Origin of the sequence: Anaerostipes sp. 494a (genome assembly GCF_001940315.1) — a bacterium.
Taxonomy (GTDB): domain Bacteria; phylum Bacillota; class Clostridia; order Lachnospirales; family Lachnospiraceae; genus Anaerostipes; species Anaerostipes faecalis.
Map to the genome: position 1 here is coordinate 1,225,121 of NZ_MJIF01000001.1, position 25,326 is coordinate 1,250,446.

At 35.1% G+C, this 25,326-nt stretch carries 19 protein-coding genes and 1 pseudogene; 2 read left to right on the plus strand and 18 right to left on the minus strand.

All coding sequences use genetic code 11. The features are described from left to right. The first annotated feature begins 45 nt into the window (after positions 1 to 45). Positions 46 to 1,071: an LCP family protein gene (locus BHF70_RS06145; protein ID WP_230973609.1), complete on the plus strand. Its 1,026-nt coding sequence runs from the start codon at positions 46 to 48 to the stop codon at positions 1,069 to 1,071. A 102-nt stretch (positions 1,072 to 1,173) separates the two neighbouring features. Here BHF70_RS06145 and BHF70_RS06150 read toward each other — a convergent pair whose 3' ends face one another. From BHF70_RS06150 to BHF70_RS06225, 15 genes and pseudogenes are all read right to left on the minus strand, one after another. Further along, the gene (locus BHF70_RS06150; protein WP_075759435.1) at positions 1,174 to 2,343 is read right to left on the minus strand and encodes a CDP-glycerol glycerophosphotransferase family protein; all 1,170 of its coding nucleotides are present in this window, start codon (positions 2,341 to 2,343) and stop codon (positions 1,174 to 1,176) included. A gap of 9 nt (positions 2,344 to 2,352) precedes the next feature. Continuing rightward, complete coding sequence (locus BHF70_RS06155; RefSeq protein ID WP_075760543.1) at positions 2,353 to 3,288, minus strand: glycosyltransferase family 2 protein; 936 nt, start codon at positions 3,286 to 3,288, stop codon at positions 2,353 to 2,355. A gap of 52 nt (positions 3,289 to 3,340) precedes the next feature. Next, entirely contained in the window at positions 3,341 to 5,722 is a 2,382-nt protein-coding gene (locus BHF70_RS06160) for an alkaline phosphatase family protein (protein ID WP_075759436.1), read from the minus strand. 9 nt (positions 5,723 to 5,731) lie between these two features. Next, on the minus strand, positions 5,732 to 7,891 hold the full coding sequence (locus BHF70_RS06165; RefSeq protein ID WP_075759437.1) for a bifunctional glycosyltransferase/CDP-glycerol:glycerophosphate glycerophosphotransferase: 2,160 nt from the start codon (positions 7,889 to 7,891) through the stop codon (positions 5,732 to 5,734). 9 nt (positions 7,892 to 7,900) lie between these two features. Further along, on the minus strand, positions 7,901 to 9,073 hold the full coding sequence (locus tag BHF70_RS06170; RefSeq protein WP_075759438.1) for a CDP-glycerol glycerophosphotransferase family protein: 1,173 nt from the start codon (positions 9,071 to 9,073) through the stop codon (positions 7,901 to 7,903). A gap of 11 nt (positions 9,074 to 9,084) precedes the next feature. Next, entirely contained in the window at positions 9,085 to 9,984 is a 900-nt protein-coding gene (gene galU / locus BHF70_RS06175; protein WP_075759439.1) for a UTP--glucose-1-phosphate uridylyltransferase GalU, read from the minus strand. Positions 9,985 to 10,005: 21 nt separating this feature from the next. Then, entirely contained in the window at positions 10,006 to 10,425 is a 420-nt protein-coding gene (gene tagD / locus BHF70_RS06180) for a glycerol-3-phosphate cytidylyltransferase (RefSeq protein ID WP_075759440.1), read from the minus strand. Continuing rightward, positions 10,422 to 11,171 (minus strand): ABC transporter ATP-binding protein, encoded by a 750-nt coding sequence (locus BHF70_RS06185; protein WP_075759441.1) that lies wholly within the window; start codon positions 11,169 to 11,171, stop codon positions 10,422 to 10,424. The genes tagD and BHF70_RS06185 overlap by 4 nt, the downstream gene beginning before the upstream one ends. Before the next feature lie 9 nt (positions 11,172 to 11,180). Beyond that, positions 11,181 to 11,963 carry an ABC transporter permease gene (locus tag BHF70_RS06190; RefSeq protein WP_075759442.1) on the minus strand — a complete coding sequence of 261 codons (783 nt, stop codon included), beginning with the start codon at positions 11,961 to 11,963 and terminating at the stop codon, positions 11,181 to 11,183. Between the two features lie 108 nt (positions 11,964 to 12,071). Next, positions 12,072 to 14,882 carry a bifunctional glycosyltransferase/CDP-glycerol:glycerophosphate glycerophosphotransferase gene (locus BHF70_RS06195; RefSeq protein WP_075759443.1) on the minus strand — a complete coding sequence of 937 codons (2,811 nt, stop codon included), beginning with the start codon at positions 14,880 to 14,882 and terminating at the stop codon, positions 12,072 to 12,074. Positions 14,883 to 15,058: 176 nt separating this feature from the next. Then, positions 15,059 to 16,024, minus strand: a pseudogene (locus BHF70_RS06200) (acyltransferase family protein). Positions 16,025 to 16,104: 80 nt separating this feature from the next. Next, positions 16,105 to 17,121 (minus strand): UDP-glucose 4-epimerase GalE, encoded by a 1,017-nt coding sequence (gene galE, locus BHF70_RS06210; protein WP_075759446.1) that lies wholly within the window; start codon positions 17,119 to 17,121, stop codon positions 16,105 to 16,107. A 27-nt stretch (positions 17,122 to 17,148) separates the two neighbouring features. Further along, on the minus strand, positions 17,149 to 18,390 hold the full coding sequence (locus BHF70_RS06215) for a DUF1015 domain-containing protein (RefSeq protein WP_075759447.1): 1,242 nt from the start codon (positions 18,388 to 18,390) through the stop codon (positions 17,149 to 17,151). Between the two features lie 174 nt (positions 18,391 to 18,564). Next, entirely contained in the window at positions 18,565 to 18,969 is a 405-nt protein-coding gene (locus BHF70_RS06220; RefSeq protein WP_075759448.1) for a hypothetical protein, read from the minus strand. Between the two features lie 43 nt (positions 18,970 to 19,012). Beyond that, positions 19,013 to 21,739 carry a YfhO family protein gene (locus tag BHF70_RS06225; RefSeq protein WP_242946328.1) on the minus strand — a complete coding sequence of 909 codons (2,727 nt, stop codon included), beginning with the start codon at positions 21,737 to 21,739 and terminating at the stop codon, positions 19,013 to 19,015. A gap of 112 nt (positions 21,740 to 21,851) precedes the next feature. On the opposite strand from BHF70_RS06225, the gene BHF70_RS06230 reads away from it, so the two are divergent. Beyond that, the gene (locus BHF70_RS06230) at positions 21,852 to 22,274 is read left to right on the plus strand and encodes a GtrA family protein (RefSeq protein WP_075759450.1); all 423 of its coding nucleotides are present in this window, start codon (positions 21,852 to 21,854) and stop codon (positions 22,272 to 22,274) included. A gap of 33 nt (positions 22,275 to 22,307) precedes the next feature. Here the strand turns inward: BHF70_RS06230 and BHF70_RS06235 are convergent, their stop codons facing one another. Genes BHF70_RS06235 through cdaA form a run of 3 tightly spaced genes read right to left on the minus strand, consistent with a single transcriptional unit; the run spans position 22,308 to position 25,324 of the window. Next, positions 22,308 to 23,237 (minus strand): glycosyltransferase family 2 protein, encoded by a 930-nt coding sequence (locus tag BHF70_RS06235; RefSeq protein WP_075759451.1) that lies wholly within the window; start codon positions 23,235 to 23,237, stop codon positions 22,308 to 22,310. A gap of 16 nt (positions 23,238 to 23,253) precedes the next feature. Next, positions 23,254 to 24,477, minus strand: a complete 1,224-nt coding sequence (locus BHF70_RS06240; RefSeq protein WP_075759452.1) for a CdaR family protein — start codon at positions 24,475 to 24,477, stop codon at positions 23,254 to 23,256. Continuing rightward, complete coding sequence (gene cdaA, locus BHF70_RS06245) at positions 24,455 to 25,324, minus strand: diadenylate cyclase CdaA (RefSeq protein WP_075760544.1); 870 nt, start codon at positions 25,322 to 25,324, stop codon at positions 24,455 to 24,457. The genes BHF70_RS06240 and cdaA overlap by 23 nt, the downstream gene beginning before the upstream one ends. Positions 25,325 to 25,326 lie beyond the last annotated feature (2 nt).

Genomic DNA, 25,326 nt, shown 5'->3' on the forward strand with positions numbered 1-25,326 from the left:
GATGGCCTATGCCATCCTTTTTTAGTCGTCTCAGGAGGTGCAAAATTGAGTAAAAAACGAAGAAAAAAAAGACGTAGTTCACCAATTAGAACTTTGGTATTTCTCTTAACACTGATTCTGCTTCTTATAGGTGTTTTTGCAGGTATGGTCTACACAAAACTTGGCAGTACACAAACCAGTCCTTTGGATCAAAGCCAGCTGGTCACTGTAAATAACGATTCCAGCATGAAAGATTATACCAATTATGCGTTCTTTGGTATTGATTCACAAACCGGAAGTATGTCAGACCGTGGTAATCGTTCTGATTCCATTATCATCGTGAGCATCAATAACTCTACAAAAGAGGTGAAGCTTTTATCAGTTTACAGAGATACCTTTGTTAGTATTAACGGACGTTATAATAAAATCAATGCCGCATACTCTTGGGGTGGTCCGGAACTGGCAGTCAGTACTATTAACCGTAATCTGGATCTGAACATTGAAAAATATGCTACTGTAAACTTCAAAATACTGGCAGATCTAGTAGATGCCATTGGCGGAATTGAAGTGGATGTTGACAGCAGTATTCTTAAAAATTTAAACGCTTATATCAAAGATATGAATCGTATCAATGGTGGTAATTCCCCAACTCTTCCTTCTGGCGGCACATATACTCTGGATGGAAATCAGGCAGTTGCCTATTCCAGAATCCGTTATACCGCAGGTGGTGATTTGGCAAGAGCCGGACGGCAACGGGAAGTTTTACAGAAGATCTTTGAAAAAGGAAAGAAGAGCCCGCTAAAACTGATGTCCGCATTGGATAAAGTCCTCCCTCAGGTTAAGACCAATATGGATCAGAAGGAATTATTTAACATGTTTCTTTCTGCCTTCCGCTATGAAATCAAAGATCAGCAGGGATTCCCATGGGATCAGAAGGAAATGAAATACTACGGAACCTACTATGGTTTTCCTACCACACTAAAAGAAAATGCCATTCGGGCACATAAATATCTATTTGGAACAGATAATTATCAGATCAGCGACGAGCTTGGAAGAATCAATCAGAAGATTATATGGCGCGTAGGGTATTAAACAAAAGCACCCCTCGGCAACAGTTTCATGAGATGCTTATGCATCACACTGCAGATTGTTGCTATGGGGTGCTTTTATAGATGTATCCTGAGTCGTTGTCTTTTAATTAAGTCTTTTAATGATTTCCAATAGTTTTTTTCCAATAGGACCCTGTCCTTCTTTACAGTAGAAGAAGTTACAAACCCTTTCCCGTTCTTCCTTAAAATAATCCTCACCTTGAATCAGTCTTTCAAATTCCTCCATTAACTGATCAAAATTTTCTGCCTTATAACCTGGAGTTACCTCTTCATAATCGTAATACATTTCACGATCGGTATTTAAATAATCCTGATAATCAAAGTTGTAAAAAACGATTGGACGGTCTAACAGTAAATAATCAATATAAGTACTGGAATAATCCGTTACAAGGATATCTGTATCCATTAAAAGTTCCTGTATATCCATTGATTTTCCTGTTATGTCTGTTATATTGGAATACTTCGAAACATCAACAGTTTCCTTCTGATGATAAAAATGCCGTTTTATTACAAAAACAGTTTCATTTTCCTCACACCATTGATTTAACTTCTCAAAATCAAACTGTTCCATCAACGGAAATGGGATTTCCCCTTCTTTTCTATGAGTCGGTGTATATAAAATAATCTTTTTACCCTTTGCTGCTTTCTTAAGTTTATGTTCCATTGGGAACATTCCTTCAACATCATAAAAAGCATCATTTCTTGGCTGACCCAAAGTAATAATATGACTTTCCGGACGTCGGAACGCGCTCTCATAGATTTTTGAATATGCATCACTGGTTGCTACCACATATTCTTTTCCCAAAGGAATCTGCTGAATAGCTCTACGGATTTTCTGTCCTCTGCTATCCCAGTTTTTAACCTTATAATCATCATATCCCACTTTCTTCAAGGGCACTCCATGCCAAAGGTTTAAAAAAACCGCTCTTCCCATGAAGCCATGATTTACGTCACTGATTCCATTGCACATGACCACATACTTTGCCCGAAGCTGCATCCATATTCCTCTGAGACTATCAAATTCATATGCTTCATATCCCAGAGCACGAACTTTATGACAGACAGTCCGGCTCTTTGTAATCCAGACAGGTCTTATTTCCGGATCTTTCTGGGCTTCTAAAAATAAATATTTAGGATTATCCGCATACTGTTCTCCCAGCCAGGCACCAAAAATATATATTTTCCTGCTGCGGGGAAAAAGACATGATAAATACATCATGCAATATTTCATTATAAGTTTTACTGCTCCTTTCATAAGCTCCTTTTATCCCCAAAGCCACTGCATCAGCTTACGGATATTTCCTTCCTTTAATACATGATAATTTTTATAAAATGCAAGACGACGGATTTTACCTTTATAATACAGATCTCCATATGTGTTTAAAAGTTCATATACATCCAGGTTTTCAATATCTTCACCGTAGACACTGACAAATCCCTGAATCTGTTCCATAGATTCTATCATCATTCTTCGATAAGTATTTTTGCCCTCTCGAAGACGCTGATAAAGATAAACAGGATTTCCTGCATGTTTGGCACCAACTGAATTGTGTCCATGCTGACGATAATACATGGTCGGTTCATTGACAAACCCTATTTTCCCAAATACTTTCGCAATCAAAGCGGCCCAGTAATCATGCATAATAATCTTAGAAACCGGCAGTAATTGAAGAAAATACTGCTGTAAACATCGATTAATCATTACCGTACATCCGGTAACAGAATTCTGCACGATCAGCTGATTCAGATAAATACGCTTTGGAATGTCTGCATACTGGAAAAAGGATTCTGCGATCATTTCCAGATTTTCATCTGCTACTGACAAATCGGTATGAACAAGAATCGGGGTTTTTTCTCCATATCTGGTTTCCAGTGCTTCCATTTTCTGCAGAGTAAGATAAATCTTATCTGGTTTCCAGACATCATCCTGATCACAAAACATAAAATGAGGACCATAAGAATTACGGAGTAAGTTTATAAAATTGTTTTTTGCACTGCCGGTAGGCGGATCATTTTTCATAATCGTCACCTGATTGGGATGCTGCTTTTTAAATTCTTCCAATATATCCAGTGTATGATCGGTAGAACCATCATCACCAACTACCAGCTGCCAGTTTTCATATGTTTGTGCTGCAATTGATTCTAACTGAGCTTTTAAATAATCCTCTCCGTTCAGTGTAGCTAAAAGAATCGTGACCATAACACCAACCTCCTGATTTGCTAATGTCCCTCCATGCTCTGATATAAATTCCTCATTTTCCAAGGTAAAACAAGCTGTCATTTCTCTGTTTCTTTGCGAACATATGATGATATTGTACCATCTGATATTCTTTCAGATCCTCCGGTAAATCATTCAAACTATCAATTCCATATAAATTCTGTTTATTGTCCATATAAACACTTCCGGTTACCACAGGATATTTTTTATATAATTCCTGCAGATAACATTCATATGGTGTTTTTTCTATCCCGCATACCTGAATAACTTTTGAAGCCAGATAATTTGGACTGATTGCCTTAATCTCTTCTTCTTTAATATCATAATTTGCCCAGATCACAAATGGAACCTGGTGCTTTTTCTGTTCACGTTCTATGGTGGAACTCTGATTTTTTGCCATTACTTTATTATAGAAACTGTCTGGAAGTTTTGGCTGATGATCTCCAAACATCACGATCACCGTTGGTTCCTTCACTTTTTCAAAATATGAAACCAGATTTTTAAATGCATCATCTGTCTTTTTAATAAGACTTAAATATCGATTTGCAGATGGAGTACTGCTTGCATCTGTAATGCTTATTTTCTGGTCAAAGTTTGCAAAATCTTTATCATAACCTCCATGATTCTGAATGGTTACATTAAACATATAAAATGGATCATTACTGCTTTTCTTTGCATTTTCATATTCAGAAATAATCTTGTTAAAATCTTCCTGATCACTAATATAGCTTCTAACAGTCTGCGGATTTTTAAAGGAATCAATTGCCAGATATTTTGAAAAACCAAGTAATGGATATACATTTTCCCGATTATAACCATTAGCTTTATATGGATGTAATACCAGATTTCCCTGATATCCCTGATTCTTTAGTGTTGTAGTCAGACTTCCCAGCTGATCTTTTACCTGATACTGGTACGCAACGGATCCTCCTGGCAAAAATGCCATGGTGTTTCCTGTCAGAAACTCAAATTCTGAATTTGCAGTCTGTCCTCCATAACTGGACATATACATTGTTCCCTTTACTGTATCTTTTGTTAGATTTCTGATAAAAGGCATGGCATCCTGATTGGTACTGAAATTTCCCAATACTGTCAGATCGGAAAATGCTTCATTCATAATGGCAATCACATTAGGCTTATTCTTTGTAACAGTTTTGTTATCCTCTTCTGCCTTTTTAACATAAGGCTTCATAATTTCATTTACTTTTTCCACTGAATACCCGTCAGGTTTCTCTACAACCAGAAATTTAATACTTGATGCAAAAATCGTAGCATATCCGTATCTGTTACAGCTGACAGTGGGATTCCATACTTTTACTTTGATACCAAATCTCTGTATTCCTTCATTTGTACTGAAAATAGAAAAGCATACAGCCATAAGTACTGCGAAAACACCAGCAGGCAACACTCTCTTTTTGCCTCTGAATCCTTTTTCACACTGCAATCTTACTGCCACAAAAATGAAACCAAGAATCAAGACTCCATTCCATAGTATGGCGGTATTCACATCGTATTTATATTCTGTTGCCACGTTTGCAGCAGTTCCAACAGTTGCAAAATCCACCGGCATAAGCGAAGTACCTCTGAATTTTGTCACATAAAAGTTGGCAAGACCTAATCCTGATGTGGTCAAAACAGTAAGAATTGCTGCCCATGTCGTTCGATTGGTCACCATATAAAACAGCATTAAAACAGTTCCATAAACCAATAGATTAAATAATGCATATTTTAATCCAATAAATCGCAGACTTACAGAGTTAAAACGTTCCATCAAAATATAACAGAACATCGGAGTAACAGCAAATACTCCTCTGCTTAGCCATCGATTCCATGTTTCACTTAATGGATTAGGTATAAAGATGAGAACTGATAACAGTAAAATGGTAGCTAAAAGCATACTGTATTTTTTAAGATTAAAGCCATTATAATATACAGTTATCTTACCGCTTTTTAAAACAATATTCTGCCCTTTTGCCACATCCTTCATCTTCAGATGAAGTTTATAAGTCTCTCCCTTATGAATCTTCTTCTGAACACTTATTACTGTTCCTTTGATTCCCTTATGATATTTTGCCATGGACAAACGACCCATAGGGATATTTTCCTGCCATACCGTTTGATTGTTTTCGTCAGTTATCCATACAGCCATGGTTCCTTTTGCTATATTGCCCAAAGGATTATAAACACTCATTTCTAACTGCTGCAAATCTCCATAATCTGCTTGAAATTCAAGGTTTTCCTCCCATCCGCTTTCCATCATATCCCCTTTTTTATGATCCATGGAAAGAGTTTCAAACATTTCTCCCTTAAAGGTCTCTGACTGGGTTAATGCAAAGATGAAATATGCAATTAATAAGGCAACACATACAATACGTCCATATTTACTTATTTGTGTCTTTTTCTTCTCTAAGTTCATTATTATACCTTATTTGTTAAACACCATGTTTACGATACGTTCTGTTGCATGTCCATCATCAAAACAACAGAATCTATCATAAAACTCATCATATTTTTCTTTATACTGTTCTTCAATCTGATCAATATTTTTAATAGCATTGATTACTTCATCATTGGTCATCAAAAGCGGACCTGGCACTTCTGTCTGGATATCAATATAAAATCCATGCAGAATATCTCTGTATTTTTCTAAGTCATAGGTAAAGAATAAAATAGGTCTTCTTAAATTTGCAAAATCAAAGAATACAGAAGAATAATCTGTCATACAAATATCTGAAATTAAATATAATTCCGCAATATCCGGATATTTACATACATTGAATACAAAATCTTCCATACCGGTTACATCGATAGCATCTGCAATAAAATAATGTGTACGAAGAAGAACTACATATTCATCTCCTATTTCTTTCTGGAGACGTTTCAGATCCAATGCAAGATTAAATTTATAAGCCCCATGATCATAATATTCATCATCACGCCATGTAGGTGCATAGAGAATTGTTTTTTTATCTGCCGGAATTCCCAGCTTTTTCTTTAAATCTGCAGCAATCTGCTCTTTATCCGGTGCATATAATATATCATTTCTTGGATAACCTGTTTCTATTATTTTTTCTTTTTCATATAAGAAACAGGTATGAAAAGCTTCTGTAGAAAACGGATTGGCCGATACCAGACAATCCCAAAATCTGGACTGACTGTAAATCTGTCTTTTATATGTTGGAGATGCAGAATAGTTCTCTTCCATATCAAATCCCAGCTTTTTCAAAGGTGTACCATGCCATGTTTCCAGTAAATACTGACTGTCCCTTTTCTCAAACCACACAGGCTGACGTACATTGGTTACCCAGTATTTTGCTCTTGTTATATAATAGAAATATCCCAGGCTAAAACGAGGAACTTTTTTAGGATTTCCTGGAATTTTCATTGATTTATCATTGATGATCCAGATAAATTTATACTGATCTCCATAATTTTTCAAAAGATACTCATAGATATATTTAGGACTGTCAGAATACTGCTTACCAAAAAAGCTTTCAAACACCACCCATTGATCCTGCTGTGAAAAACGTTCGAATATGTATTTACTGATTGTCCGATACATAAAACGCTTTTCTGTAAGCATTCTATGAATTTTTCTTTTGGCAAGAATATGATTAATTTTCTTCTTACATGCCTCATAAGATTCCTGCTGTAATGCCTTTAAAACTTTCTTCTCATTGTCTTCCTGATTACAAATCCTGCTATTATCCACAGTCTGAGCATATTCATGAACAGGCAAAAACCGGCTGTTTTTCCATTCGGAAGCTTTATCTCTGCGGACTTTCTGTAAAAATCCTTTCCCGCAGAATGTAACAAACTTCTGATCAATAATTCCTTTCAGTTCCGGCGTAATCTTTCCAATGGCTTTATAAGCTTTGGAAAGTCTCTGTGGACGGTCTTCTATATCTGCTTTAGATAAGGATGGATACTGGATTTCATCATTATGCCCACGTTTAATATAATCCGCCTTCTTACAAAAACCAATAGATTTTGTCTTCTCAAGAAAATATGCCAATAATGGAATATCACAATAATATTCAAGATCTTCATCAAAGCATAAACATTCTTCATCAAAACCGGATTTCTTTATTAACATATGAATACAGCTCAGCAGAGACACATCTATTCGATTTTCAACTAAATCTTTCCATGGCTGTCCGCAAAACTCCTGATCCTCTTCATTATGCTGTTCTGCTCCATAATAAACCATCCTGCGGAACCAGGTCTGCTTTATAACTCCATAAGTTAAATCATAGTTTTCTTTGTCTGCAGCATCTACCAGCTCTTCCAATGTTGTTTCTGCCAGATAATCATCGCTGTCAAGGAAATACAGATATTCTCCCTGTGCCTTTTGAATTCCCAGATTTCTCGCTGCAGAAACGCCGTTTTTCTCATGCAGATCATAAATTCTCAGATTCAGTTTGTCTTTATATGAAGAAAGAAGCTTATCTGCTTCTTTCTCTTCCACATGATCTTTTATAATTAAAGTTTCAAAATCTTTCCAGGTCTGTTCAGATAAACTGTCCAGACAATCTGTTATAAAATGCAGTCCCCTATGAAAAGGAACGATTACGCTGACTTTCATCAGATCCTCCTATCTGCTTTCTTTTTTAATGATTTCTATTACTTTTTCAGAAGCATGTCCATCATCTACATGATTATATTTTTTATGATATGCCTCATATTTCTTTTCCCACTGCTGAGGATCATACTCTTTTATATCCGTAATCAGCTGTTTGGTTTCTTTTGAAATCGGTCCCGGTGCCTCTTCTACAAAATCAAAATAAAATCCTCTAAGATTATCTTTGTAATCATCCAAATCATATGCAAAAAAGAACATAGGACGTCTTAACAGACTATAATCAAACATTACAGAAGAATAATCCGTGATCATCATATCTGATACCAGATATAACCAGGCAATATCCTTTGTTTCATCAAAGGTGTACACAAAACCTTTATAAGGGCTCCAGTCTACCTTATCTGCCACAAGATAATGATATTTTACAATAAATACATATTCCTCTGAAAGCTGTTCCATAGCCATATCAAAATCAAGTTTGGATGCAAATTTATATTTACCTTTTTCACTGTATTCATTATCGCGCCATGTCGGTGCATAAAGAATTATCTTTTTATCTAACGGCAATCCAAGTTTTTTCTTATATTCATTAATTTTTTCAGGCTGATTATCCCTAATCAGAACATCATTCCTTGGATACCCAATCTGCAACATTGGACGATCTTTAAAATCAAAACATGATTGAAAGATTTCTGTTGAAAACTGATTCTGGGAAATCAGATAATCCCAATCCCTGCATGTAACGCGGAATTGTCTGTGGTATTCCTCAATATCGCTACTTCCACCCATATTCATTCGATCCATGTCCAAAGCCAGTTTTTTCAATGGCGTACCATGCCATGTCTGAATATATGTGATGCTCTTCTTTTTTTGCACATATAAAGGCTGACGACTGTCAAAGACCCATATTCCTGCCCTCATTAAATACCAGAAATACGTGAAATAATTGTTTCGAATCTTTTTACATTTTCCCGGTACCTCTATACCAGTATCAAAGAAAAACCATACACACTCATATTCATGGTCTAATCCCTGACGAACCATTTCTTCATAAATGTATCTTGGATTTCCTGTATAATTTCTCCCATTACTGCTTTGAAAAATAATGATATTCTTGTTTACCGGAATAATATATGTTAAGACCTTATATATTTGAATTGTAATATTCTTAATTAACTGTTTCATAAAATTCCTACTTATTTATTAATTTCTGCAGCTTTCTGCACAAGATATTCTGCCACCTGATTATGAAGTTCCGGACGATCTAAAGCGAAATCAATGGTAGCCTTGATAAATCCAAATTTATCTCCAACATCATATCGGATTCCTTCAAAGTCATATGCATAAACAGCCTGTGTATCAATCAAACGACAAATTGCGTCTGTTAACTGAATTTCTCCACCGGCACCTGCTCCCTGACTTTCTAACAGTCCAAAGATTTCCGGTGTCAATACATAACGTCCAAGAACTGCCATACGGCTAGGTGCTTCTTCCTGTTTTGGCTTTTCAACCATATTATCAAGCTTAACTGCACGTCCATCTGCCGGTATATTCCGGTTAGGTGCTACAATACCATATTTACTGACCTGATCTTGTGCTACCGTCTGGACACCAACAACAGATGCATGATGCTTTTCATATGCTGTAATCAACTGATGCAATGCAGGTTCTCCACCTTTATTGATAACAACATCATCTCCTAAAAGTACTGCAAAAGGTTCATTTCCAATAAAAGATTTTGCACAAAGTACTGCATGTCCCAGACCTTTTGGTTCTTTCTGACGAACATAGTAAATATTAGCCATATTTGCAATATCGTTAATCAGTTTTACCTGTTCCAGCTTTCCGGATTCTGTCAATCTGGCTTCCAGTTCATAGTCTTTGTCAAAATGATTTTCCATACAATGTTTATTTGAATTGGTAATAATCAGAATTTCTTCAATTCCGCTGGCAACTGCTTCTTCAACAATATACTGTACTGTCGGAATGTCAACAATCGGAAGCATCTCCTTTGGCATTGCCTTTGTTGCCGGTAAAAACCTTGTTCCTAATCCCGCTGCAGGAATAACAGCTTTTCTAACCTTTTGTGTACTCATAAGCACCTCCAATAATAACTCCTAATTATCCCCTTCGTCTTTTTGCTGTCCAACTAAGCCCAGATCCTGTTTAATCTTTGTGGTTGAAATTCCTTCTGTTCTTGGCAGATAAACAACTTCACAATAATCTTTCAGAAAATCAAATTTTCCTTCCCAGTCATTTCCCATAACGAAAGTATCTACTTTAAATTCCTTGACATCAGAAATTTTCTGCTCCCAGCTGTTCTCAGGAATTACCAGATCTACATAACGAACAGCTTCTACCAGCTGTTTACGTTCTTCATAGCTAAAATAACATTTTTTCTGTTTTTCATTCCAGTTAAATTCATCAGAAGAAACCACAACAATCAGATAATCTCCTAATTCCTTGGCTCTTCTTAATAAATTAATATGTCCCGCATGTAATAAATCAAACGTTCCATAAGTAATAACTTTTCTCATCGTGCACCTCCGGTTTTCTCTAAATATTTTTCACTGACTTCTTCAATACCGCCACTTGCAATAATTCGACCTTTTTCCAGCAAAATGGCTTTGTCACATAATCGTTTCACCTGATCCAAAGAATGAGATACGAACAAAACAGTTGCACCCTTTTCGAACATTTCCATAATCTTGGCTTCACTCTTTTTTCGGAATTTTGCATCTCCTACAGATAAAACCTCATCCAGAATCAGAATATCAGGATTCACCTGTGTTGCAACGGAAAATCCTAATCTTGACTTCATACCGGAAGAATAATTCTTTACCGGTACATCTATAAATTTTCCAAGTTCAGAAAATTCAATAATCTCATCTATCTTTTCATCAATAAATTTTTTTGAAAATCCAAGGACAGCACCATATAAATAAATGTTTTCACGTCCTGTATACTGCTGATCAAAGCCTGCCCCCAGCTCCAGCAACGGAGCTATGGTTCCTCTTGTGGTTACAGTTCCCTCAGTGGCTTTTAATACACCTGCAATAACTTTAAGCAAAGTACTTTTTCCTGCTCCATTAAGTCCCACAATTCCCAGTCTGTCTCCTTTATTTAAAGAGAAATTGATATCTTTTAAGGCCCAGAACTCATCATAAGAGATCTGATGTTTTAATGATTTAATAATAAAACTTTTCAAATCATCTACTTTCTCTGAACTCAAATTGAACTTCATACCGACATGTTCAACTCTTAATACTTCGTTTTTCTTCATAATATCCTCCTAAATGTACAGAATGAACTCATCTTGTTTCTTATAGAAGAATACAAGTCCAACAATACATGTAACTACTGCAAATACAAATGAAGCTGCAAGGAAATGCATATTCATTGGTCGTCCATAAATAGCCTGTCTGAAATTATGAATCAGTAAATACAATGGATTTACCTTTAAAACATATCCATAAATACCTGGCTTGCTTAACAAGCGTTCTGCCGGATAGAAAATAGCGGAAGCATACATAATCATCATCAGCGCAACAGACCAGAGATATTCTAAATCTCTGAAAAATACCGCCATGGTTGATAAAATCATTCCAACACCAAATGCTGTCAGCAGAAGCAATAATATAGGAACAACCGCCTGTAGTATATAAATATTTGGATATACTTTAAATACGATACATGCGCCTACTAAAACAATCAGGGATAATGCAAAAATAATAAAATTAAATAATACACTGGATAACGGGTAAATGTACTTTGGAACATACACTTTTTTTATCATTCCGGCATTTGTCCTGATGGACTTCATAGCACCATTTGTTGCTGTTGAAAAGAAACTATATAACAAACGCCCAGTTAAGATATACACTGGAAACTTAGGATCCGGATTTCCAAACATAGAACCAAAGACTAGAGTCAAAACCATTGTAGTTAGCATTGGTTCCAGCAATGTCCATAAAATTCCAAGATAAGAACGCCGATACTTTAATTTGACACCTTTTTTTACCAGTTCCACCAGCAAAAATCTGTATTTTTTAAAATTCTCAATATACGTTTTCATGATTTTTCTCCATATTTCATAATTTACATATCATTTGTTATTATACTATTTTATAACAAGATATTCAATTATTCTTTCTATTGATATCTTTGTAAAAATAAGAACCACTTATTCCAGAATTTCTTTTCTGTTTTCAACAACTTTTATCTTTTCTGATGGATATACCTTTGAAATAATCCCTTTTATTTCTTCATTAGCAACTAATATTTTATCATACATATCATAAATCTGAGGACTTACCGGAGCATTGGCAACTTTTATAAATGGAATATATAAAATCTTTTCACAATGAAAGGAACCTAACACTGCCATCTCTAAAACATCCATAGCACCATAATAAACAATTTTATCAATCTTTGTATTTTGAAACAATCTTTTTTTCTCATCGTCTATTATGATATTAAGCTTCTCTTCCTTTGCCTCATAATAATTTCGTCTTGATGAGAATTTTTCCAGCATTACACTTTCTTTACCTGATACGGATGGTTTCCCTAATTGCCCTATATATCTTATGTTTTCCGGCAACAGCCTTAAAATCCTTTTATTTCTTCGAACTTTCCATGATTTAAAGGACAGAAAATAATTATTTTGTTCGATATCTGCCGTATACAATTGATTATATAACTGATCTATAATCTTATTATTACGCATGCTTCCGGTGAAAATTAAAATATTCTTTTTATTGTTGTCAGGTATTGCTTCAATGTTAATATTTTCCTGATTTCCGTCTATGACACATTCACAAATTCTCTGTGATACGTCTTTTGCATCATACGGACAAAATTTCTGTAAAAATTCTGTATCATCATATGCTTTGGGCTTTTTCACTGCTTCCATCAATTCAGAAACTGTCGTAACCTTCGTAAATGGAAGCTCATTAAATCCAAAATATACACCCCTGTCTCTAAAATATTCCTCTTCATCATAAGCGAATAGGATAATATTCTTTTTTGAATTTGCAAAATCAAAAAACACACTTGAATAATCTGTAATCAAAGTATCACAACAATTGAGAAAATCGTAGGTTTCGTATTTTACAGGTATTGTTCTTAAATTTTTAAACTCAGAAAAATCTATGCTTCCCTTTAAATATGGGTGAAGATTAACATAACAGATTTGATCATCTTCCAATGATCGATCCAATTCTCTGAGATATGTTACAATCTCATCTTCACCTTCAGCATCCTCCAGGCTGCCTCTCCATGTTGGAAGATAAGCCATAACCTGCTTTCCATCTAATCTTTCTGATTCAATAATATCTTTATTTTCATCTTCAAAAAAAATCGTATTTCTTGGATATCCACACATCATTATATGATTATTGCTTACATCTTCCAGCATAAAATCCTTTAACATATGTTCTTTCATATATTCACTTGGATATAAAATATAATCAGCAATCCTAAAATTTCTCTGCAAATTTCCTATTCTGTGCATCTCATCATGGGAACTACGTCCTAAAGTCTTAAATGGAGTTCCATGCCATGTATTCAAATAAACCTGATGTTCTCTCTTAATATAATATGTCATCATACTGGTATCAGAAAAAAGATATTTTGCAGTGGCCAAAACCTTCAAATATTCTTTTGATTCATATAATAAATAATGAATATCTGTCATTCCATAATAATGCAGTTTTTCCTTGAATTCATCTTCTCTTTCTTTTTCAACACCAACATATAAAATAAAATCTTGATATTTATCATTAAAATATATTTCCTTTAACAAATAAAATACATTTCCATTAATGTCTTGTCCATGCTGGGAATCAAATAACATTATTTTATCATTAACCGGAAATTCTTTTACAAAAGATAAGTATTCATATGCCGCATTTCCACTTTTAGATACCAGTAAATTTTTAACGATATTTTTTTTACTGTTATATCTTTTTTTTATTTTTTTGATTACACGTTCTTTCCTGCTGGTTGTTTTTCCAGGTTCAACAATATCTTCCTTAAACCTCTTTAACCAATACCTTTTACTAAAATACTGTGCCGGATTCTTATCCTCATATATTTCAAAATACAATTTGTGATTTTTATACTCAGGTACTTCATTTTTTAAATATTTAAAAAAGCAATCTAAGAATTTCTTTTTTATCGGTAACTCTTCTTTTAGAACTTTTGTTTCCAGTCGAATGATCATATGGTTTAATGCAGTATATAAAATACATTCTCTTAATTGTTCATATTGTCCTGCTTTCTTACAAGATTTTATATACTCCTCCATTACAGGAAAGATATCAAAAAAATTCTCACTGAAATGGTTCGTTGCAGATCCCACCCTACGTGCTCTATAATAATAATACGGTCTATCACATTTTGAAATTTTATTAGCATATAAATAACACTGATACGTAAATAACAAATCTTCAAAAATCCTATACTGTTCAAATTTTAATCCATGTTCTACGATCAATTTTCGGCTAAATATCTTATTCCAAATATACGGAACCCCTTTTACTAATATTTGAGGATTCTCCCTCAAACTTTTCCCATACAGTTCCATATCTCCCAACTGAAAATCCAAAGAACTGGCTACATATAATTTTGTAAAGCCGGAAACTACAATTTCAGCTTCTTCATATTTTGCCTTCTGATACATATTTTCAAACATTGTTTCATCAACATAATCATCACTGTCAACAAAGCCGATAAATTCACCTGTTGCATTTTCTATTCCGATATTTCTGGCATTTGCTACTCCTTGATTTTCAAGGACAATACTGATAATTTTATCAGGATACTTTTTCTTAAAATCGTCAATTATCATCTGACTGTTATCTGGACTTCCATCATTTATAACAATAATTTCAATTTCCTCTAATGTCTGACGTACCAGGCTGTTTAGACACCTTTCCAGGTAATCCTCAACATTATAAACCGGTACAATCACACTAACCTTAACTTTTCCCATAATATATGTATCCTTCCTGATCTTTATCTGATTTTATTCATGACAATCCCATGAAAAAAACTATTACCATATACTTTTATTTTTTCAATGCAAATTGCTATTACCAGAGATATTATAAAAACAGAACCAATAATAATGATCGTATATATAATCTCTGCCACAAAATTTTCTGTAAATTAAAAAATAAATCTTCTTAGTATTTCCTGAAAATGAAATCTATTCAATACATTTTTAACCACATAATGCCACAGATATATTTCAAACGTGTAAGATGCTAATTTACAGATTGCATTATTGATCTTAACACAATTTCTTTTAGAATTAACAAACGAAAAACAAAAAACAATCACACAAAATGCACAAAATGCTCCCACAATACTATACCAAAATATCAGGCTTTTGTTGACAGGCTCCATATTATAATGATTCAATTGAATTTTAGCCCTGATCATATTTGTTCCAAAAAAAGCAATCATTGCGATTGGCATGTATTTTTTGAGGAGAAATTTTTCTCTATACTTATAAATAAAATACCCCCATATAAGTTCAATGGATGCAGGTATCAATCCGTTTATTGAATGATGAGAAAACTGCGCTAATTGATTGGCCGTAATATCATTCATAAAGAAAAATCCTACGGACATAACAATAAAATACTTTAATCTAACAATATCTTTTTCTAAATAATCTACAAATAATTTTAAAACAGGGAATATAATCATTATTAATATATATACATATAAGTACCACAAATGTCCTGCAGACACTACCGGGTTTTTCCATGCCAATAACATTTTAAAAGCCAAAATATATTCTTCTGATGAATGATGTATACTTTGAAAAAGTGATTCACCTTTTATAAGCTATCCTTCAAAGTAAAAATAAAACAGGCTAAATAATAGCAATGGTATTCCTATATTATTAAGTGTTCTCTTCAAAACTTTTTTGTAATCTGTATTGTTAAACAAAAAGAACCCTGAGATCATCCAAAAAATAGCTACCCCATCGGCAAATATACAAGATATTAATACTCTACTATAATCATACGATCCATTTACCACATTATTCAAACGGGTATGAACTCCTATTACTATTATACAAGCTATCAATCTAGCCAATTCAACTTGAGGATTTCTTTTCATCCCATTGCTTCCCTTCTATGCATTGATTATGATTTTAAAATTTTTTGTTTACTTTTTTCTGCTTTAACCCTTAAATTCTATCATGAACGATAACCATCCGGATTCATTGACTGCCATTTCCATGAATCTGCACACATCTCTTTTATTCCTTTTTCTGCAATCCAGCCCAATTCCTCTTTTGCCTTTGTTGCATCACAATAGCATGTAGCAATATCACCAGCTCGTCTAGGCTTGATTTCATATGGAAGTTCTTTTCCACATGCTTCTTCATAAGCATGTAATACATCTAACACACTATATCCTTTTCCGGTTCCCAGATTGTAGATACTAACTGCCGGATCTTCTTCAAATTTCTTCAGAGCTTTCACATGTCCTTTTGCCAGATCCACCACATGGATGTAATCTCTTACCCCTGTTCCGTCCGGTGTATTATAATCATCACCGAATACCCCCAGTTTTTCCAGCTTTCCAACGGCAACCTGTGCGATATACGGAACCAGGTTATTTGGGATTCCTTTTGGATCTTCCCCGATCAATCCACTTTCATGGGCACCAATTGGATTAAAATAACGCAATAAAACAACATTCCATTCCGGATCTGCTACATGAAGGTCGGTAAGGATCTGTTCCAACATGCCTTTTGTCTGACCGTATGGATTTGTGATCTTTCCTTTTGGACATTCTTCTGTAATTGGAATAAATGCCGGATCTCCATATACCGTAGCAGAAGAACTGAAGATAATATTTTTCACTCCGTGGTTTCTCATAACATCGCAAAGGATCAAAGTACCTGTAATGTTATTATGATAATATTCCAAAGGTTTCTGTACGGATTCTCCTACTGCCTTTAATCCTGCAAAATTAATCACAGATTCAATATTTTCGTTATCAAAAACTTCCTCTAAAGCATTCTTGTCCAAAATATCTGCTTCATAAAATTTTACAGCTTTCCCTGTAATCTGTTCTACCCTTTTTAAGGCTTCCGCACTGGAATTATACAAGTTATCCACTACGACAACTTCATATCCGGCATTTAACAGTTCCACACATGTATGACTGCCAATATATCCGGCACCACCTGCAACTAAAATAGCCATTTTATCTCCCTCCATAACTTTTATGTACTATTTTATCATTCTTGCTTCAATATAATATCTTTTTTCACATGCATGTCCCATGGAAAAAGTTTTTCTTGGAAGAACCCCTCCTGCCATAACACCTGGAAATAACTCCTGTTTTTCCATGACCGGCAAAATAAATCCGATGGAACTTTCTTCTGCAGCCAGCTGTTTCAGCACATCTTCCCCATGGATATAATCAATTTCGCCCGAATTCTCTTTCAAATATTCATCTAAAGCAATCTGCAGTTTTTCTACTGCAAGCTGATTTTTCCTTAGATCTATATGTAGAATACCTTTCTTCTTTCCTGAATACCATTCCAAAGGATATCCATCTTCACTGCAGATTGTCTCTTTTAGATAATCCAGCAATTCTTTCGTATCTACACTTTTTAGTATTCTGTGAATAGCCTCAAATTGCTGAGCCTCATCATGGATATTTTCCAGTTCCACCAATGCATAACGTGCAGGATGGTCAGATAAATCTTCTTCCGGATGATTCCTTTTCAGCCTTTCATAACAGGCCTTTGCCGTTGCAAGAGAATGATTTCCATCGCCCATGGCAAATATCATAGGCTTTTCACCAAATTCTTTATATCTGCTGGCTGTAGTTTTCTCATAAACATCTAGTCTCTGCTCTAATGATTCTGCCGCTTCACCTTGTACAAGCCATCCCGCGATATGACCGCCATTTTTCATCAGGTCAAAATCGTATAACTTTGGTAACTGTTTTTTCGTTTTTGAAATTGGCTCAATCAATGTATGTCTCTGATCATCACATAATAATATTACATGAGGCAGTTCAACTTCTGCATTATACCGGATTTTCATTCTTGGCGGAATCCGTTCCATAACAGTCTTTTCTGTGGCACGAATTTTTGCATCCTCCCCAACAGTATAACTGTAGGCTTCTAAATCCACCACACCTACTATTCCTTTACGAATAAGTCCATTCTGCAAGGTTCTTTCTACATATATAAACGCATGATGATATGCTTTAAATAATTTATCCTGCCGATATTTATTCATGGACTTTTGAATCTTCTCAATGTGTTCTGCTTCCTGCTCTGTTCCCAATTCAACTTCTGGTAAAATCAAATTTAATGCTGATGGTTCTTTGCCGACTATTCTTCGGACATCCTCCCAATATTCCGGTTGAGATGAAAACTGATCACAGGCAATCACGGCCCATTTTTCCATGGAATCTACCTGTGGCACTAAGATATCTGCGGCTGAAAAAGCACTCATTTTCAATCTCCTATCATACTTTTGTAATAATTATCTTTCTAATTTAACATATTAACACATTTTTTACATTATGACCACTTAATTTAGAATAAAAGCAAAGCAAATAAGCCTGATTTCAGTTCTCTGTGTAAAAAGGAAAAAGGACATTTAACATGTCCTTTCATCTCACTGTTTTTAATCGAAATCAAATGCCTGTATCGTAATTTCTTCGTCTGTCAGCATTCCTATCCACTTATGAAAAATATTATCTAATTGGTCTTTCGTCATGTTTCTCATTCTTTCATTGGTTTGCCATGGTATAACTGCAGGAAAATAAATGATTTCATAATCATCATTACAACATAATTCCAGACCTTCTTTTTCGTTGATCATGGCAGTAATAAGTGCCGCCAGTCCATGGTGATTTCCTATCTGAAAATATCCCTTTATCCATTCTTCAAAGTTTACCTCTGTTTCCTCTAATCCTGTTTTCCTCAGATAATCTTTAAACGGTTCATACAATCCTGTCAGTTGTTTTGCAAGATTTACTACACGCATTTCTCCTTTGATGTCTGAAATCTTAAATCCATATGCGTTCATTTGTTTTCTCCTTTTCTTCAAGTTTTTCATTCAAGTGATTTTATTATACTTCTTTTCTCCGTAAAGAATCTGACAAGATTGTCATTTTTACCACCATTCCAACAAATATAATCCATCCTGCGATTGAAATCCACATTCCTGTCCATAGACCTGGTGTCGTATAATGAAGCTCTATGTGATGGTTTCCTTTATCCACCATAACTCCCATGAACATTCCATTTGCCTTCTGGATAGGAGTCTTTCTGCCATCTACGGTTGCTTCCCATCCTCTTGAATAAGGAATTGCTATGCATACCGCCTGATCTTTTTCTCCCTGCACGTCACCGGAAAATGTATTGCCATCATATAAAATATTTTTTAATCCATGTTTTTTCAGACTGTTGATTTTCTCAATGGTCTGCTTTTTATCAGCCACTACCAGATAAAAATTATCAAATTTGTAGTTCCCGCGAGAAAGAAATCTCATCCTGATCTGCTCTTTGCCTTTCGTACCCCGGCAATCTACTTTCACCATATAATCTTTTCTGCCAAAATAATACGGGCTGAACTTACTTTGAATAAATATTTTTTTACTCAGCTCTTTTTGATCAATAATAATACCTTTGGTACTCTTCTTTCCTGAAAGAAATACATTTTCTGTACTGACTTTTGAATCATCATACTCGAGATTTTTAAAATACAGATATATTTCTTTTTTGGAATTAACCGGTACTGTTATCTCTGCATATTTTTCTCCCTTCGGAGAAGAAATTCTCTTTTCAGATAAAGGAATCGTTGAAACCTTAGGCTGATTATATACTTTTTCATGTTTCAGCTTTGTTCTTTTTGGTTCCTTTTCTAATACAATATTTCCAAGCATTGCCTGCTCACGTCCAACGCCATTTAATGCATTATACTGATTCTTTGTTATGAAAGATTCATATCCATATGCCATAGGAAGGCAATATGGGTTCTCATACAAAGTTATCCTGCCATTAGTTTTAAGTTTTTTAAAGCCGTATGGAACATCCCCTTTTGATCTGTTCTTTTCATCAATGAACCTGTTTCCTGAAATTGTTACATATTTCACCCCTGCCAGTGACATGAGACCTGTCCTTTGATCCAATCCATGATATTTGTCCGCATACTGCATTCCCAATGTCTCATAACTGTTTACTGTTTTTGTAACATCTCCAGCGGTAATGCTGTAATAACCGCTGATAGTATTAAGATCATTGACCAGTCCATAATTTTTATATTTAAATTCTTCTGCATGGACACGATACAGGGAGGAATCTTTTACAGATTGCAGCATTTCTATTTCCTTTGGACACAAACGCTTTAATGCTGTATTCTGATCTAAAAACTGCTTTGTATAAGCACTTTGTTTTTCACTAAAACGATAATATCCATGTGTTCCTGCAGCTATAATCAATAAGCATCCGATCACTACCTTTGTAATCGTCGTTCTGCTATTGTATCCCTTTTTCTGAAACCACAAAAAACAGAAATAGAAAATCCAAAGGAGCCCGCATGCTGTATAAACTCCTCTGCTTTCAAACATCTGACTATCATATAATCCGGCACCTATGGCTAATAACTGATATAACAGAATTCCTGCTGCAATCCCGATTTTCTGCCTTTTTGTCATAATAAAAAATCTTGGATACATTTCTGCAGTTAATAACGCCACAATAAAGCTCAATACAAAACTCCAGCGATTGCTGGCATATGAGAAACCATTAAATGCAAATCCGAAGATCGGGAAAGCCAGTGCAATCAGCGAGGTGATATATGCCATTTTATATTTTCTATGTTTCATTCGATCTGAAAACAATGTAAACAGTACAGCAATTCCGGCTATTGGCAAAAATCCTGCGTTGGTATTATTTCCTATATTGCCATAACCAACAGAATTTTCTATAAACAAAACATAATATTTCACCGGATAAATAATCAAAGTCATCCAGTCAACTCCCACACCATTTCTTCCGTTTCCAAGAAATCCTATAACAGATGGAAGCAGGATTACTGCAGACATTGCAATACCCAGCATATAATATCCTGCAAATTTTCCAACAACCTGAAAGAACCGTTTGATACCCTGTCCTTTTTCATATTTGTAAAACCGAATCCATGCATAGATAACGGAAAATATCGTCAACATGTACAGGAAGTAATAATTACTTAATGCTGAAAGGCAAACTGCCAGCACAAACAAAAACGGCTTTTCCTTTTTAAATATTTTCTCTATCCCAAGACACAGAAGCGGAAAATAGATCATTGGATTTAAGAAAAATGGATGTCTTAGTCCTAATCTGAGGGTAAAGCCACAAAAAACATATACCACTGCCCCTATAATCGCTCCCTCATCACGCTTTTTCATCTTTCTGCTATACATAATAAATATAATTCCAGCCAGATACATTCGCAGAATAATCATAAAGTGATACATAATTTCCGTGTATTTTTCAGGGACAAATCCATACAGCAAATTCAATGGATCACCAATAGCGTAATAATTTAAGGTCTGGATAATATCTGCACCATAACCAATACTCATCTCCCACATTGGTATTTTAAACTCTCCAGCCAAAAAGCTGCCTGCCAGTTTTCTTAACCATTCTCCATAATATGCCAGAGCAGAAAAATGCTGACTTAACCCGTCTTCTACCCCAGCTGCCCAGATAAAACTTTTTCCTTCAATGATAAATGGAAGAAAAGTAACTGTACACAGGATAATAAACATTCCTGTATATATCCCATAACATTGGATTTTCTTTCGTTTCATCATAAAACTCCTCTAACTTTCTATACTAGAGGAATTATACCACAATATCAGTTGAAAAATTCTGAATAATGTCTTAAGATATTGGTTGAATGTAAAATGAAGGGAGTATTTTATGTTAAATTTTATTGGAAAGTTATATAAGGATTCTCGTATCCGCTATTTATTTTTTGGCGGTCTTACCACCCTTGTGAATATGGGGTTATTTGCTCTGCTAAAGGGCCCTGCAGGAATTGATTATAAAATCAGCAATTTTCTATCCGTTGCCGCTGCTATCTGTTTTGCTTTTATCGTAAATAAATTATTTGTATTTCAGTCAAAAACAACATCCTGGTCAGAAACTTTTCGGGAGTTTTGTAAATTCGTTCTTGGCAGGCTGGTTACAATGGCTGTGGAAGTTGGAGGCGTTCCTTTTTGTGTGGAAATCATAGGGCAGCCTGAGATGCTTTCAAAACTGGAGACACAGATTATTGTCACCGTGGTCAATTATTTTATCAGCAAACTTCTCGTATTTAAATCCGTAGACAAAAGCAAATAACCGGAAAAACCTTTACAGGTTTTCCCGGTTTTATTATTTTTCTGATTCAATTACTTTTGAAATAATATATCTTGGTCTCATTTTTACTTCGTCATATATCTTTGAAATATAGTATCCTATAACTCCAAGACTAAACATCAATATACTTCCAATCAATAACAGCAGAAGTATTACTGTAGTGAATCCTTCCATGGCATGTCCCGCGGCATACATATACAATGATTGAATTCCAAACACTACGGCAAACACAAAAAATATGATTCCACATACAGTTACAATCTGCATAGGTGCCGCACTGAAAGATGCAATATTTCTAATTGCATATCGAACCAGTGACTGGAAAGACCATTTAGAGTTTCCAGCTTCTCTTTCATGAACATCGAACTCTACATAAGTGGTCCTAAAGCCCACCCAGGATGATAAAGCACGAAAAAATACATTTCTCTCCGGCATCTTCAGATATTCATCTACCGCCTGTCGATCAAGAAGCTTAAAATCTGATGCTCTGGACATATCAATTCCCGTTGCATCACTGATAAGTTTATAAAATGTCTTTGCAAAAATTTTATGCATAAAACTTTCTTTCCCACGAGATGCTTTTACACCTTCAACAACCTGATATCCTTTTTCCCATAACCGATACATGGTCACCAGTGTTTCAGGAGGATGCTGCAGATCACAATCCATAACTGCCACACAGGCACCATCTGCCTGAGCCAGACCTGCTGAAACTGCAGCTTCCTTTCCAAAGTTTCTGGAAAAACATACTCCTTTGATATGCATATCTTTCTCTCTAATCTGTTTTATCTTCTCCCAGGTATCATCTGATGAACCATCATTTACAAAAACGATTTCGTAGGGAATATTTTCTTTTCTTAAAAGTCCTGTAATAACATTTGCTGTTTTTTCGATCATCTGCTCTTCATTATAAGCAGGAAGCACAACAGATAATGTCTTATCCATAGTAAGCCGCATCTCCTTATTCTACTGTTATTTTCACGCTGACGTTGTCTTCTATCGACATATTTTTAATCTTTGTAAGCTGTACCTGAACAGTATGAGTTCCCGGTTCATATATCTCCATATTAATTTTAGGATTCAAATCTTTTGCAACAATCTTATCCACCACAGATTTTAATCCGCTAATCTTCACTTCAAATACATCTTCATCAAATGTGACATCATAATTTTTCGTATTATTGATCAGGGTAATCTGATTGGTATTAATCGTTAAAGTCCTTTGTTTCCTTTTCTCAATACTGGCACGAATTACAATATCTCCGATTTCATCAGTTGATTTAACAAAATTGATACCTTCTGGAAGATTCACATCTGATGCTTTGATGGTCTTTTCAATACTTTTTGTACTTCCATCAATATCCAGACTTGCCAGATTAATCTGTTTAATTTTATCCAGCTGATCTTCATCACCCGTAATCTCTATTTCTTTAGGCTGATAATCAATACTTCCAAGAGCATATCCTTTTGCTGGTGTTCCTTTTGTCTTTACATGAAATGGAACTGTTTTAGTCTTAGATAAGCCAATCTTCACTTTTATTGTCTTTGTATCCAGTTTGATTCGATCCTGACTGACAATATCACCATCTGCATCATAACATTTTGCCGTTTTAGTCATGGTGACATCCTTGCTGAGTCCGGTTACATCCACTGTTGCCACTATCTGTTTGATCTGGCTGATCACACTCTTAGGTCCTGATACGGAAATAAGATTCGGTGTTGCTGTTTTGCTGCTGACTGTATATCCTTTCGCTGGTGTTCCTTCAACCTCCACAACAACCGGTATCTGATCATTCTTCAAATCCTCCAGTACAACTTTTACTGTTGCCCCGCCTGTATCAATATCCAGTTGTCCTTTATATCTCAAAGGTTCTACCTTGACTATGATTGCATGAACATTTGACATAGACGAAACATCTGCTGTTGCACGAAAATCTGTTTTTTTCAAACGATCAACAACGCTTTTTTTCCCTTTAACCGTAAAACTTACCGTATCTCCATCTTCGATCTTATATGTCTGATTTAAATCATCCAGCACCTGCTCATTAAGCATATCAACCGGTACATCAGAAAAAGTCTTCTTAATTACCGGATTATCAATATTTATTACAAATAACCAGAGCATAAATGCAAAAACAACGGAAAATATCTTCAATAGTAAATCATTCTCTATTTTTTCTCTCATTTCGATTCAGCCCTTTCCACAATTTAAATTTCCTGCTGGTAGTATTTTCTTCTCTCAATACGGAAAGTTCATCTCTAAGTCCCTGTGGATCCAGATTGTGAATAATCTTTCCACTTTTGGCAATTGAAATGGCACCTGTTTCTTCGGATACAATAACCGTAATACTGTCAGATACCTCACTGATTCCAACAGCCGCTCTGTGCCTTGTACCTAATTCTTTCCCGATTTCCACACTATCACTTAATGGAAGATAGCATGTTGCTGAGACCACTCTATTATTCCTGATGATAACTGCTCCGTCATGCAGCGGAGTATTATGTTCAAAAATATTAATCAGAAGCTGGCTGCTGACTTTTCCATCAATAGGAATCCCGGTACGCTCATATTCCCCTAACATCACTTCTCGTTCCAGTACCATCAAGGCTCCTGTCTTAACCTTTCCCATCTCAATGGCTGCTCTGGAAATCTCCTGAAGAGTTCTCGCTGTATATTCCTCTTCTACACCATTGGTATCTGTAGAAAAAATATTCGAAAACCAGTTTCCTCTTCCCAGCTGTTCCAGGGCATTTCTCAGTTCAGGCTGAAATACAATCAGTACAGCTGTGATTCCCACTCCCATAGTATTAGTCAGAATCCAGCTAATCGTATGAAGCTGCAGCAAAAATGCAACCAGTGCCACACATAGCAGCAATCCAATACCTTTTAATAAAACCCATGCTCTGGTTGTTTTAATCCATTTGATGACCTGATAAATCAATGCACTGACAATCAATATATCAAGCACATCATTATAGTTCATCTTCGGAATAGATGTCCAATATAGATATTTTTCAAGTACGTCTACGATAT